Origin of the sequence: Leptobacterium flavescens (genome assembly GCF_010671605.1) — a bacterium.
Taxonomy (GTDB): domain Bacteria; phylum Bacteroidota; class Bacteroidia; order Flavobacteriales; family Flavobacteriaceae; genus Leptobacterium; species Leptobacterium flavescens.
Genome location: NZ_JAABOO010000001.1, coordinates 706,788 through 720,757 on the forward strand (window position 1 = coordinate 706,788; position 13,970 = coordinate 720,757).

Genomic DNA, 13,970 nt, shown 5'->3' on the forward strand with positions numbered 1-13,970 from the left:
GATTTTAGGAAGCCCTGACGATAAATGTCAGGGCTTTTTCTATACGTAAAAAACCGGAAAAATCCGGTTTTTTTGTATCTGATTTTTTATATACCTTATCTCTCCAAAACTTAACAACAACCTTATTTTCAATATATTATGAATTCGCTTCTTCATACTTCCCTGTCCAGGCGTTTTTATTTTTTTCTCGTTTGCCTGATATCCATTATCTCTCTGGGTAAATACATTGCCATCGATTCTTTTATCGACATTCCGGAAAAGATCTTTCTTCCCGAGAACACATGGGCTCTTAGTATTTTCTATGATCATAAAGAAGTATATCCCAATTTCGGATATGTATATTTTGCCGTGGATTTTCTATTCGCTTTTTCCATATTCTGGTTTATTCCGGCCCTGTACAGGAAAGTGTTCCACCAGGGAAAAATGAGCGATTTTAAAATATACCGACGCCTGCTTTTACTTCCGCTTGTTTATTTACTTGCCGATATAACGGAAGGCATCTTTAACCTCGTTCTCATTTCTACGGAAGGAATGGGATCCGGGATATTTTCATCTGCCCCGCTCTCTGCTATTGCCGGAGTTAAAATAGGTGCTTTACTGCTAAGTATCCTATACGGTCTTTATTTGTATTTAAGAGATATAGAAGCCGACCGGGTTATAGATGAAGTCAGAAACAATACAACACTCAGTAAAATAAAAGACACCTTACGTTCTGTATTGAGCGGGAATTATGCTACGATCCTTATTTCTCTCATTGTTTTTTACCTGATCCTTAAGAATAATCAGGGAAATACCCTTCTGCTGGAACTTGTATTGAGCCCTTTTAATATGCTCCTGGGTTTTATTCCGCTTCTGATCCTTTTATCCCTGATGACACTCGTAAACTCCTATTATATGAGTTTCGGGTTCTACAGTAAGATCAAGGAAAATAACCCCATAGCCGAACGAAAATATTTTAACTGGAATACACTTGATCAGCAGGAAGCAACGGCTACAAGGGCCACCCAGGGAAACATTAAAAGATATCTGACCATCACTTATTTTATGATGGCCACGGTTTTACTTTTAAACCTGATCTGTCAGCGGTTCGATACCTCCAACCTGTCCTGGATCGTCTATCTGCTTTCTGTTTCTATAGTTTATGCCATAGGCCGCTATGTATGGAAGGTGAATAAAAAATTAAAGCAACTCGATGTCGTAAGCGAAATAGAATTTATGAAAAGCTTTTCCAATAAAGCCCTGATCTCTGCTATTCTGATGACAAGCGGCCTGATCCTCTATATTGTTCTCTCGCTTATCGATCAGTTTAAGTTTCCGACCCCGAAGATCGTCAGTCTGGTAGCTTTCTTTACCGGAGCCTCCTTTTTAATGGCCCATATTATCCTAATAAGAAGGAGTACCCGTAAGTTTAACTATGCTCCCATTCAGTTTATAAAAAGATGGATGGCTAACGACGGGAACCTTATCCGGACACAAAAATTCCTCGGTATCCTTGTCCTCCTGGTATCACTTTACCAGTTTTTTTACAATACCGACCTCTTCTTCGATCATATCAAGTCTATCAATATGATCCTGATCTATGTATTTCTAGGTTTCTGGCTGTTGTTCGTTACCACATCCAGTATGGTTTTTGCCATAGATCAGAACAAAAAGAAAACCATTGCTTTTGTAAACCTGATCGTGATCATAATACTGGGGCTTTTTCTCCGCTCCCTGGCCTTTGAGAATCAGTATTTCACTACCAAACTGGTGCCTGTATCGGCTTCAGCTCCCGAAACGGAGCAGGGAATTTCCCTGAAAACATACCTGGAAGAAAGACTTGCCAGCAGAAAAGGAGAATTCTTTTATTTGGTAGCTAATGAAGGAGGAGGCTTGCGCGCCAACTACTGGACATTATTGATCCTTCATAAACTGGAAGAAGAATCCAGGAAGAACGGTTCGGGCTTTTACGACAATATCCTGGCAACCAGTGGTGCTTCCGGTGGAAGTATAGGGCAATCACTTTACAATCTGATGCAGGCTGATAATTCATACATTATTAAACAGGAAATCATTGACAAGATCGGGAACCGGGATCATCTCTCCAGCGATCTTTTCAGTCTTTGCTTCAGGCGTCCTATTACCTCTCTTATTCCGGTAGATCTGTCTGAAAACAATGGGATAAAAACGATAAGAGGCGATTATTACGCTTCGAGAAAATATACCCGAATGGTGCTGGGTGAAGAATCTCCGTTATATTCTAAATCCACAGAAAACTCCTTTAAAAACTTCTGGAATGAAGCTTATACAAATAATCAAAAGCAATATCCGCTAACCATTATTAACAGTGCCCATGTGGAATACGGGACCGAAGGAGTGGGATCTCCCCTGTTTGAAGACGAGAATGAAAAGATCTTTAATGGTTCTGTCTCCTATCTCGGAATAGATTATAAAGGCAATGATTGGTCTACTTCCTTTATAGATGCGGCTTTCCTTGCCAACCGATTCCCGCTTATCAGCTCTCCGGCTATTATTCCAACTAAAGGTCATTTTATGGATGCCGGTGTATTCGATAATTACGGGATCTCCAGTTTGCTCGACCTGATCTGGTATGTTCAGAAAAAAGCCAATGAAAACGGCGATGACAGCTGGAAAAACATCTGGGCCCAGCTAAAAGGCCGCTTAAAACTGATCGTTATTGCTAACGGAAGGGAAACCTATATCAAAAACAAATACGGCGACCTGAAAACAGATCAAGGTGGCAGATTGTATAAATCCAGTAATCTGAATGGTAGTTTCGGGGCAGCTGTCTCTACTTCTGCAGTCAAGGAATACCTGACCAGAGTGGGAGAAAAAATGACCTCCGATGAGGACGTCGATTATATTTTCAGAGATATCATTTTTATTGACCTTCCCTATTTACTAAAGGGAGGCCGTAAAGACATTCAGCAAACGCTAAGGATACAGCTCCGGAATTCCGGGCTTGAAAAACTGGTAGAGGATGAAAATGATGCTATTCTCAACTATTTTGAAAAAGCAGGCTACGATTACGATATTTACCTTGATCCGCCGCTAGGCCGGTCTTTAAGCAGGCCGGTGGCAAATTATATGAAAATAGCGGCAGATTATGTCCTGCAGCAAAAAAGTAAGGATATATTTGATTAAATTAGCTTAAAAAAGTGCTCAGATATCTTCTTTTTCTGCTTCTCCCCTTCCAATTGTTATCTCAAAACCGCTATCAGGACAGGGTATATGATGCTGTAGACTCTTCAACTTATGAATATGCAGTCAAGGATAAGGAATCTCTTAAATTGGATCTATATCAGCCTTCGGGAGATACTTTAAGTCAAAGACCGGTTATGGTATTTATACATGGCGGAGGATTTTCTATCGGGGCCAGAGATGAAGCGGAAATGGTGCGTCTTTCCAGAAATGCGGCACAAAGAGGGTATGTGGTGGCATCTATTTCCTACCGGCTTACCCGAAAAGGAAAAGGTTTTGGCTGCACCACCCCTTCCGAAGATAAAATAAAGGCTTTTAAAGATGCGGGAGAAGATCTTCTGGACGCTCTTTGCTTTCTGGACGACCATCAGGAGGATTTTAAGATCAATATGGAGCAGCTTATTCTGGGAGGCAGTAGCGCGGGTGCAGAGGCGATGCTAAGTGTAGCCTATAACAAAGAACTCTTCTTCAAAGGAGAAGAAAAATACAATTCTATAAAACCGGCTGCAGTTGCCGGGCTGGCAGGAGCTGTTCTCGATATAGACCTCATCACCGAACAAAATGCAGTTCCGGGCATCTTTTTTCACGGAACAAAGGACCCTTTGGTTCCGTATGGCAGTGCTTCGCATCATTATTGCTCTGACGAAAAACCAGGTTTTTTGATCCTCCACGGGTCCAAAACCCTTGCCGGGCGGCTCAAGGAGCTCGATTCCAGTTTTTTCCTGTACTCCGTCAAAGATGCGGGTCACGATATTTTTGAGATCACGGATAAACAGCTCCAGTTAATATTTGATTTTATGCATACTGTAGTGATCAAAGGAGAAAGCCTTCAATCGGAAGTTACAGAATAGCCTGAATATATATTGGTTGTTGACAATTCATAAAGGCAGGAAAAACCTGCCCTTATTCTGGTATTTATATTAAAAAGCGAAATCGCATACTCCGGATCTGCACTCTAAAAGAAAGAGGCTTTCTGCCGTGGGATCGCAACAATCGCTGTCGTTTTCACAAAAACTTCCTACCAGAGAAAGATCACTGGCTCCAACGATGAGTTTTTGCTGCTTTTTACCGAGTTGCTTAACGCCTTTCAGTTTTAAAAAATTGTCAAACATAATTTTAGATTATAATAGTTTATTACTCCCCGAACTTTTATAGACACACGAGGTTTATGTCTATTCCTGCAAGAATTTTTTAAATATTTTTTTACACCTGTGATCACAGGTATAATGTCGGAGGGCTATAATCGGGTAAGCGGCTGTTACTGCATTCTTTACATAAAAATATAGAGGTGATTTTTTAAAAACAATTATTTAAAGTTTGCTTAACATTTTTCCTTTGGTTGAAAAATATTTTTTCCTTTTTGTAACATTTTGGTAACCTCTTACGTATAATCATGTGCAGTAGCAATTAATAAAAAATACAGGAGAAAGAATAAATGAGACAGCTCAAAATCACGAAGCAGGTAACTAACAGAGAAACTGCTTCCCTTGACAAATACCTTCAGGAAATTGGTAAAGTTGATTTGATTACTGCCGACGAAGAGGTAGAATTAGCTCAGCGTATAAAAGCCGGTGACCAGCGTGCTTTGGAAAAACTGACAAAGGCAAACCTGCGTTTTGTTGTTTCCGTTGCAAAGCAGTATCAGAATCAAGGTCTTACCTTACCCGATCTTATTAATGAGGGTAACTTAGGACTTATTAAGGCTGCACAACGTTTTGATGAGACACGTGGTTTTAAATTCATTTCATATGCTGTATGGTGGATCAGACAGTCCATTCTACAGGCACTGGCAGAGCAATCGCGTATTGTAAGACTACCGCTTAACAAGATCGGTTCTATTAATAAGATCAATAAGACCTATGCCTTTTTAGAGCAAGCGCATGAGCGTGTTCCTTCTGCGGAAGAAATTGCGAAGGAGCTGGATATGACAGTGAATGACGTAAAAGAGTCCATGAAAAATTCAGGACGCCACGTTTCTATGGATGCTCCCCTGGTAGAAGGTGAAGATTCCAATCTTTACGATGTATTGAGAAGTGGAGAATCTCCAAATCCGGATAAGGATCTGTTACACGAATCCTTACGTACCGAGATTGAGCGTGCACTGGAAACACTTACACCGCGTGAAGCAGATGTGATCCGTTTGTATTTCGGATTAGGAGATCAGCACCCGATGACCCTTGAGGAAATAGGTGAAACCTTCGATCTTACACGTGAGCGTGTACGTCAGATAAAAGAAAAAGCAATCAGAAGATTAAAACATACTTCTAGAAGCAAGATATTAAAAACATACCTCGGTTAAACGCTACAACAGTTTATCATAACTGTTCGTTTTTTGATTGATGAATGACCCCGGCTGATTACCGGGGTTTTTTCTTTTTATTTGGTTACTTTTGCACCATCAAAATAACACAACACAATGAGTACTAAGTTAATTGCACCTTCTGTCCTGGCAGCAGACTTTGCCAATCTACAGAGAGATATTGAAATGGTTAACAAAAGTGAAGCCGATTGGTTCCATATAGATATTATGGACGGGGTATTTGTACCCAATATTTCCTTCGGAATGCCGGTTCTGGATGCCATCAACAGGCATGCAAAAAAGACCATCGACGTTCACCTGATGATCGTTGATCCCGACAGGTATATTAAAACCTTTGCTTCTCTCGGAGCCGATGTATTAACCGTTCATTACGAAGCGTGTACGCATCTGCACCGTACTTTACAGGCTATCAAGGCCGAGGGAATGAAAGCCGGAGTAGCGTTAAATCCGCATACAAACGTGGCTTTACTGAAAGATATCATCCAGGATATCGACTTAGTATGCATTATGAGTGTAAACCCCGGGTTTGGAGGGCAGTCCTTTATAAAAAACACCTATAGCAAAATACGCGAGTTAAAAGCTATTATCAAGGAACGTAATGCTTCTACCCTTATCGAAATAGACGGAGGGGTAACTTCTAAAAATGCCAAACAATTGGTAGATGAAGGCGCAGATGTTCTGGTAGCAGGAAGTTTTGTTTTTAGAAGTGACAACCCGACAAGCACCATTGCCGAATTAAAAAATATTGTTGGATAAATGAAAGCTTTTGATATTATTATCATTGGAGGAGGCCCTATAGGTATTGCCTGTGCGCTGGAAGCCAAGAAAAAGAACCTGAATTACCTGATCATTGAAAAGGGATGCATTGCCAATTCTCTTTTTAACTATCCGGTTAATATGCAGTTCTTCTCTACTTCCGAAAAGCTGGAAATAGACAATATTCCTTTTATCAGTAAGGAAAACAAACCCAGAAGAGCCGAGGCACTTGAATACTACAGAAGGATCGTGACCTCCAATGATCTTAATATCCATCTTTTTGAAAAGGTTGAGAGCCTTTCGAAAGCTGATGGTAGCTTCCGGATCGGGACCACAAAAGGAGATTATACTGCCGAAAATGTGATCGTCGCTACCGGATTTTACGATATTCCCAACAAAATAAATATTCCGGGAGAAGAACTCCCAAAAGTATCTCATTACTATAAAGACCCGCATTATTACGCAAGTCAGAAAGTAGCAGTTGTGGGGGCAAGTAACTCTGCTGTCGATGCCGCTCTGGAATGCTACAGAAAAGGAGCCGAAGTAACCATGATCGTCAGAGGTCCTGAAATAGGAAGGCGTGTAAAATACTGGGTACGGCCCGATATTGAGAACAGGATCGCCGAAGGAAGTGTAAAAGCTTATTTCAACACTCAACTTTCCGAAGTACGGGAAAATGAACTGGTAATTACGACTCCCGAAGGAAAGAAGGTTATCGAAAACGATTATGTTCTGGCCCTTACCGGTTATGAACCTAATTTTAATTTTCTGAGAAAGATCGGGGTACAACTCTCCGATGACGAAAAATTACTTCCGCAGTACGACGAAGAGACCATGGAATCTAATGTTCCCAACCTTTATCTGGCAGGAGTGATCTGCGGAGGAATGGAAACTCATAAGTGGTTTATCGAGAATTCAAGGATACATGCCAAAATCATTATCGATGCCATCCTTCAGAAAGAACACGCTTAAGCTTTTAGGAACTCATAATTGAGCATTCGCTTAAGGGTTTTATACAAAACCGGTAATTCTTTTTTAAATACTTCCGGAGTTTCCACATAATGCTCCAGGCATACCGCAAAAAACTCATAGATATTGGTATATGCGTATTCTCTCAGGTAAGAAGAATTCTTAAGCCGCTCTCTGTATGCTTCCCTGTTCAGTAATTGCCGCATCTTAAAAATACCATTGGAAAAAAGAATTGAGCTGGTATCCCGGAACCGCATGCTACTGTAATTAAGTGCATGAGCAAATTCGTGTATTCCGAGGTTCATATTGTCATTTTCCAACAGATATCCCTTCATAAAATCCTCCCAGGAAAAAACAATGATCTTCATAGCCGGATTGAACTCTCCTATATGATATTGATCGTTGATCTGGGAATAATAGGAAGAAGGGTACACAATGATCTTCTTTACCGATCTGATCCTGTATCTTCTCATTCCAAAAGTGATCATCACTGCGGTTCCCGATATCAGCAGTTCCATTTCCCTGCTAACTTTTATCGGATTCATCCCGATAAAGGTCTTATGTTCGGCAAAACGGATCAGCCTGTGCTCAAAAAGACGTTTTTTCCTTGGGGATAGACTCCGGTAAAACAGATTGTTCTCTTCTACATATTTAAGTTCATCCGGGGGGAGTTTTTTGAGAAAAACAGCAGTATTTACGATCAGAGGTCTGTTATATATACGTGCATACAGAATCTCCAGGACACTGAAAACCAGGAAAGCAGTCAGCAAAAATGCCAGGATAATTATTATATACATCGCTATCGTCATACCTCTCAACAAGGTAGTAAAACTTAGCGGTTAATCCATAAAGTTTTATTCTCTAATCCCTGAATACCCCTTCCAATTCGCTATTCCGTTCTAAAATTCAACGCAGTATCTCCGGTAAAGGTGTTCCGTTGGAACCGCTTGGTAACTGGAGGTTGAGCAACATAGCCAGGCTGGGAGATATATCGGTAACACTTACTTTTCTCACCGATTCTCCTTTAGGGATACCTGCACCAAACCAAAGCAGGGGTACATGAGTGTCATAGGCGTAACCCGAGCCATGGGTAGTTCCTTTTACCTCATTTATTTTAAGTTCCGGGTTTGAGCTCTGAATAAAACCAGGGTCAAAAACCAGGATCAGATCGCCTGATCTCTTAGGGTGATATCCGTTCTGCACCATTTCTTTTGATCCTTTTCTGTATTCCTGGCTTCGCAGATCGGATGTGGTAACTACCATATTAACTCCCTCCTGATCTGTTAAAAAAGCCGCTATTTCCTTCTGCAGGTCCTCCATCTGCAGTTTGCCAGCAGAGATCAGTTCTCTGTTCAGGTAAAGGTGTTCACCATCAAAATGCTGTATCCATGGATTTTCACCGTATTTGGTATTGAGGTATTTCTCAAGAGAATCCTTGTAATTATTGATCCTTGCTATGCCGGTGGGTAGTTTGTGTTTATACAAATAGGAAGCCACGGGAATAGCAGCGTGGTCTGCAGTTAGAAACAAGGTGTACTCCCCTTTCCCGACTTCTTCGTCCAGGAAACTCAGAAGTTTTTCAATATCCCGGTCAAGTCTCAGGTAAACATCCTGTAATTCTACCGATTCCAGTCCGAAAGTATGTCCTACAACATCGGGTACAGAATAGCTGATGTTCAGCATATCGGTTATTTTATCATCGCCCATTTTTTCATTTTTCACAGCTTCCATGGCAAAATCGGTAACCAGGGTATTCCCATAGGGCGAAACCCAGATAAGCTGGTATTCGACCTTTAGTTTCCTGTATTCCTTCCTTATTTCCTTAAAATTATAGGGGAATACCGGTTTCTCTTTCCCTCTCAGGGTGCGTTCAAACGTACTGTCGTCTTCCCCGCTTTCGGTATAGGTTTCCAGCGGATAGAGGGTATTCCAGTTGGTGTTTAAATACTCATCCTGTTTCTTCTGCCGGTTAAAATCGCTTACCCATTGAGGCAGGTGATCCATATAATAAGAACTGCTGACAAAATAACCCGGACTGGACTGAAAATCATGCCAGTAAGATCCGTTAGCCGTATGCCCTCCGGGTAAGATAGCTCCCCGGTCTTTAAGCGATACACTAATTACTTTGGAAGCAAAATTCGTTCGCATACGCAATTGATCGGAAATAGTGGGGGTCATTAGTTTTTTTGGCGACCTTCCCCTTGTATTCTCCTGTTGAGAACCGACAATTACTACCGTACTGTCTTCTACATTACTGACTTCCCTGTTCAGTTTCCTGTCAAACCAGCTGTTTCCTATTATTCCGTGTACGGAGGGTGTTGTTCCCGTATAGACCGAAGCATGGCCGGAGGCAGTCACGGTAGGAATATGATTGTAATGTGCATTCTTATAATTAAAGCCTTCCTTTAAAATTCTTTTAAAGCCCCCTTCCGAGAACTTATCCTCATATTTATAGAGCTGATCAAAACGCATCTGATCTACTACGATCCCGACAACCAGTTTTGGTTTTTCAGATGTGTTCTCCTGACCGAACACTATAATACTATTTATAAAAAGAGCTGCTGTAATCCATATAATTTTATTCATTTTAATAGGGTTTTATTCTTTGTTTAATTTTACTTTGAGGACATGCACTTCGTAAAGTTTCTCCATCGGAAACAGGTGTTTTTTCATTGGTTAGGATGTTTAAGCCTAAATTACCCTCTCTCAGGGCTCAGAAGATCTTTTTTCTTCCAAACAACCGGTTTTTTATGCAAAACGGGCCAATTTATCCGATACGGCGTTTTTACATAAGAAATCATCCCTTTCACATAAATTCCCTCTCTAAACTGGAATTCAAGCCCCAAAAGGCATAGATTTGTTTAAATGAAGCTTAAAAGTGTTTGGTTCCATATCGGGTTCTGGATTATTTATACAGCCACATTTACGATAGTGGAGGCCAGTTATAAGGGAAAGTACACGGAGGCTCTTACCTTTGAGCTTATCAATCTGCCCATGAGGCTTATCGTAGTTTATTTTAATTACTTCATTTTACTCCCCCGCTTACTCCTTCAGGGAAAGACCGTAAAATATTTCGGCATCACTTTCCTTACCCTTATTGTAGCAGGTTTTATACAGCGTATCTTTAATTATTATACCCTGAGCTTTTTAAATCCGGGCTTGCCCGATAACGGGATCTGGATCTTTTATAAATTTCTTCAGGCATCGGTCATTATTGCATCTCCCCTGATCTTTATCATCGGGATCTCGGCAATATGGAAGGTCTCCGAACTACAGAAACGCGCAAAGAATCTTGAAAATGAAAAGCTGCAATCGGAATTGAAATACCTGAAGTCTCAGATCAATCCGCATTTCCTGTTTAACACTCTGAACAACATTTACGGCCTGTCTCTCGACAATTCGAAAAAAGTACCTGGCCTTATATTAAAACTATCCGATTTTTTAAGCTTTTCCCTTTATGAAAGCAATCAGAAATTTATCCCCTTAACCAAGGAGATCGCCCTGATAAATGATTTTATCGAACTGGAAAAATCGCGTTTTGAGGACAGGGTTGAAGTTAATTTTTCTGTTTCCGAAGAGATCGGGTCTGTTGACGTTCCTCCCCTGATCTTTATTCCATTTGTGGAAAATGCCTTTAAACACAGCCTCAAGAATGAAACCGGGGTTGCCAGGATCGATATAAGCCTTAAAAAGGAGGGGCAGGATCTCCTGTTCAATATCAGGAACAGTAAACCCAACACTCCGGTTGAAGAAACGGTGAAGCATGGAATAGGGCTGGAAAATATAAAACGCCGATTAAATATTATTTTTGAGGAAGGCTACGAATTGAAGATCACCGATGAGGAATCTCAATACGGAGTTCTTTTAAAAATCTATCTGAGATCATGAAATACAGCTGCATTATTGTAGATGATGAACAAACAGCCAGGAATATCTTAAAAAGATATGTCTCAGAAACTCCTTTACTCAATCTGAAGGCGGAGTGTAAAAATGCTATTGAAGCAATCGAGTACCTTCAGAAAAACCCGGTAGACATTGTTTTTCTCGATATTGAAATGCCCAAACTCTCCGGGCTGAACCTGGCTAGGATCATTGAAAGTAATATCCAGGTTATTTTTACTACTGCACACCGGGAATTTGCCGTGGAAGGCTTCGATCTGAATGCCACCGATTATCTGCTAAAACCGTTTTCACTGGATCGTTTTCTGACCGCTGTAAAACGGGCTATCGAAAAACAAAAACCTTCACAGAACGAAGAAAATCAGGCTACAGATCATATGTATTTTAAGGTGGACAAGAAAATGGTAAAAATAATGTTCAGCGCCATCCTGTACATTGAAGGCCTCGGGAACTACCTCAAAATACACACTGCTGAAAATGCCTTTATCATCTATGATAAAATGAGCTCGCTTGAGGAGCTTCTTCATAAACATAAATTCAGAAGGATCCATAAATCCTATATCGTCAACACCGGAAAAATAAACGCCTATACCAAAGAATTTGTAGAAATAGGCAGAAAACAGCTTCCGGTCAGTTCTACTTACCGCGACCGTTTTATGAACTCCTTTTAGGAAAAACAAGAGCCCGGGACATCGCCTTGAGTTTTTTGGCTTGTTAATTGCTCTCCATATCTCAATTATGGCACTTTTAACGATTTAATGCCTGATATTGAGCAATCATTGGTAATTTTATATTAAGCACTATATGAAATGAAAAAATTAGTTTATCTCCTTCTATTCTTATCTCAGCTGCTTGCAGCCCAGGATGAAAAAATCTATCATTTTGACGGAAGCGGTATTGTTGAGGGAAAAGTTTCGGACGAAGTAGCAAGAGCCAATAAAAACCATCTTAACTCTTTGATGAAAAAGGCAAGTTTAGACGGTTATACCAGATTTGTGGTTCCAGCACTTGACGCTTATTTTGAAACTGCAAATACCTTTGCCATTACTTTTCCTGCATACAGGGGGATCACCGTACCGAAAGGGATGCATCTGGAATTATCGGAAGACACCCATCTGAGAACACAGCCTAATCCCTATCCAAAAACCTGCCTGATAGGAATGGTCAATGATAATTCGAGTATAAGCGGAGGGCATTTATACGGCGACAGGGATGAGCATGATTATTCGTATCGCCAGAAGTGGCCCACTCACGAATGGGGAAATATCATGGAGATCTTTGCCGTTAAAAATATAAGAGTGGAGAATGTTCGTTTTTATAATGCTACAGGCGATGGGATACATATTTACAGTAAAGGCTTCTATTTTTATTCTCAGAAAGAAAGCACCAAAAGCAAATATATCCCGACTAAAAATGTACTTATCAAGGGATGTACCTTCGATGCTTCGAGGCGAAATCAGATATCTATTACCGACGGGCATGGTATTATTGTTGAAAACAACACCTTCCTGCGTTCGGGGGTGGATACCGAATTTTCCAGGGGAACACTCCCCAGGTATGCCATAGATGTGGAAGCCCAGCGTAGCGCAGATAAGAACGGTAAACTGATAGAATATCAGAAAGCCACGAATGTCATAATCCGGAATAATACCGAAAAAGGAGGTGCCAGAGGAGCCTTTCTAGCCTATGTATGCGATACCATTTCCATACACGATAATAAAACCGAGAACGATATAAGTTCTACCTACGCCACCAACGTTAAGATAAGCAACAATGTTATAAAAGCCCCGGGAGAAAGACGAAGAGGATCGGGTATCGGCATAGGAACTCCCAATACCAGGAGAGTTTACGGAATAGAGGTTTCCGGTAATACTATTGAAAACTACGAAGTGGGTATTACAGCTTATAATCGCAAACTTACTATCTCCAATAATACGGTCAATAATTTTAGATACAACGGTGTTTTCCTGAAAGAAGCAGAAGAAGCTAAAATTCATGGAAATACCTTTAACTCTGTCGAATTGGGGTCTACCGGACTCTTTATGCATGAGACCACCGGTTCGGAAGTAGATATCTACAATAATATTATGAACGTCAGGGGAAATCCCGTCAAGTTCGTGGGAGTGAATAAACAGGGAGCTAACAGCCCCAATTCCATTCGGGTGTATAAAAATAAATTCAACACTCCCCTCTCTCCTATTGTCAGTAATTCGAACGGTATATCTTTAAAAGAAGGAAAATAGATCCTTTTCTTTTATAGCTTATTCAGGTGAGTATTTTGTTAATCTACTATACAATTAGTAGAATTACTATTTTTTTAGTAGATTTGAGATCTTTAAAACAACTCATATGATAACAACAAGACAATCTGCGTTCAGGAATCGTTTTTTTACTGCTCTTTTTCTTATGGTCGTACTGGCCTTTTCCAGCCTAAATGCTCAAAACCAGGATCAGGACAACAGGCCGGCAGAGTATCAGGGTGAAAAGGATATGAGCTGGGCAATAGCCCATTATATGGTATATCCGGAAGAAGAGAAAGACACTAACCGTGGTGGAATTGTAGACGTATCGTGGACAGTGACCAAAAAAGGAAAAGTAAAAAACGTAAAGGTGGCATTAAACCGGAGTAAGAAATTCTCGGAAATAGCCATTGCCCGAAAGAAGCTGGGAAACAAAGATGTTCTTGAGGTCAATCAGGCTGTTATAGACAATCTTATCCGAAGTGTGGAAATGCTTAATTTCAGTCCGGCCCGCAAAAATGGAAAAACTGTAAAATCTGTAATTTCAACTTCAGTAGAATTTATTTTAATAGATTAGATCCTTA

12 protein-coding genes are annotated in these 13,970 nt (G+C 40.5%); 9 read left to right on the plus strand and 3 right to left on the minus strand.

The window, feature by feature from the left end; translation table 11 throughout:
- Positions 1-138: 138 nt before the first annotated feature.
- Together GWK08_RS03240 and GWK08_RS03245 are read left to right on the plus strand one after the other, a co-directional pair.
- Complete coding sequence (locus tag GWK08_RS03240) at positions 139-3,144, plus strand: hypothetical protein (protein WP_163605466.1); 3,006 nt, start codon at positions 139-141, stop codon at positions 3,142-3,144.
- A 14-nt stretch (positions 3,145-3,158) separates the two neighbouring features.
- Positions 3,159-4,052 carry a carboxylesterase family protein gene (locus GWK08_RS03245; protein WP_163605467.1) on the plus strand — a complete coding sequence of 298 codons (894 nt, stop codon included), beginning with the start codon at positions 3,159-3,161 and terminating at the stop codon, positions 4,050-4,052.
- A gap of 69 nt (positions 4,053-4,121) precedes the next feature.
- On the opposite strand, the gene GWK08_RS03250 is transcribed toward GWK08_RS03245, so the two are convergent.
- Entirely contained in the window at positions 4,122-4,313 is a 192-nt protein-coding gene (locus tag GWK08_RS03250; protein ID WP_163605468.1) for a hypothetical protein, read from the minus strand.
- 323 nt (positions 4,314-4,636) lie between these two features.
- On the opposite strand from GWK08_RS03250, the gene GWK08_RS03255 reads away from it, so the two are divergent.
- The 3 genes from GWK08_RS03255 (at position 4,637) to GWK08_RS03265 (ending at position 7,249) form a co-directional block, all read left to right on the plus strand.
- Complete coding sequence (locus GWK08_RS03255; RefSeq protein WP_072317189.1) at positions 4,637-5,500, plus strand: sigma-70 family RNA polymerase sigma factor; 864 nt, start codon at positions 4,637-4,639, stop codon at positions 5,498-5,500.
- Positions 5,501-5,617: 117 nt separating this feature from the next.
- Positions 5,618-6,277 (plus strand): ribulose-phosphate 3-epimerase, encoded by a 660-nt coding sequence (gene rpe, locus GWK08_RS03260; protein WP_163605469.1) that lies wholly within the window; start codon positions 5,618-5,620, stop codon positions 6,275-6,277.
- A complete protein-coding gene (locus GWK08_RS03265) occupies positions 6,278-7,249 on the plus strand; it encodes a YpdA family putative bacillithiol disulfide reductase (RefSeq protein WP_163605470.1) in 972 nt (323 codons plus the stop codon).
- On the opposite strand, the gene GWK08_RS03270 is transcribed toward GWK08_RS03265, so the two are convergent.
- Together GWK08_RS03270 and pafA are read right to left on the minus strand one after the other, a co-directional pair.
- Positions 7,246-8,043, minus strand: a complete 798-nt coding sequence (locus GWK08_RS03270; RefSeq protein WP_163605471.1) for a zinc-dependent peptidase — start codon at positions 8,041-8,043, stop codon at positions 7,246-7,248. The two genes, GWK08_RS03265 and GWK08_RS03270, sit on opposite strands and share 4 nt — an antisense overlap.
- 109 nt (positions 8,044-8,152) lie before the next feature.
- A complete protein-coding gene (gene pafA, locus GWK08_RS03275; protein ID WP_163605472.1) occupies positions 8,153-9,832 on the minus strand; it encodes an alkaline phosphatase PafA in 1,680 nt (559 codons plus the stop codon).
- A 279-nt stretch (positions 9,833-10,111) separates the two neighbouring features.
- Here pafA and GWK08_RS03280 point away from each other — a divergent pair, with 279 nt between their 5' ends.
- The 4 genes from GWK08_RS03280 (at position 10,112) to GWK08_RS03295 (ending at position 13,963) form a co-directional block, all read left to right on the plus strand.
- Entirely contained in the window at positions 10,112-11,134 is a 1,023-nt protein-coding gene (locus tag GWK08_RS03280; RefSeq protein WP_163605473.1) for a sensor histidine kinase, read from the plus strand.
- Positions 11,131-11,817: a LytR/AlgR family response regulator transcription factor gene (locus GWK08_RS03285; RefSeq protein ID WP_163605474.1), complete on the plus strand. Its 687-nt coding sequence runs from the start codon at positions 11,131-11,133 to the stop codon at positions 11,815-11,817. The genes GWK08_RS03280 and GWK08_RS03285 overlap by 4 nt, the downstream gene beginning before the upstream one ends.
- Before the next feature lie 138 nt (positions 11,818-11,955).
- Positions 11,956-13,389: a right-handed parallel beta-helix repeat-containing protein gene (locus GWK08_RS03290; protein ID WP_163605475.1), complete on the plus strand. Its 1,434-nt coding sequence runs from the start codon at positions 11,956-11,958 to the stop codon at positions 13,387-13,389.
- Between the two features lie 106 nt (positions 13,390-13,495).
- On the plus strand, positions 13,496-13,963 hold the full coding sequence (locus GWK08_RS03295) for an energy transducer TonB (RefSeq protein WP_163605476.1): 468 nt from the start codon (positions 13,496-13,498) through the stop codon (positions 13,961-13,963).
- Positions 13,964-13,970: the final 7 nt, after the last annotated feature.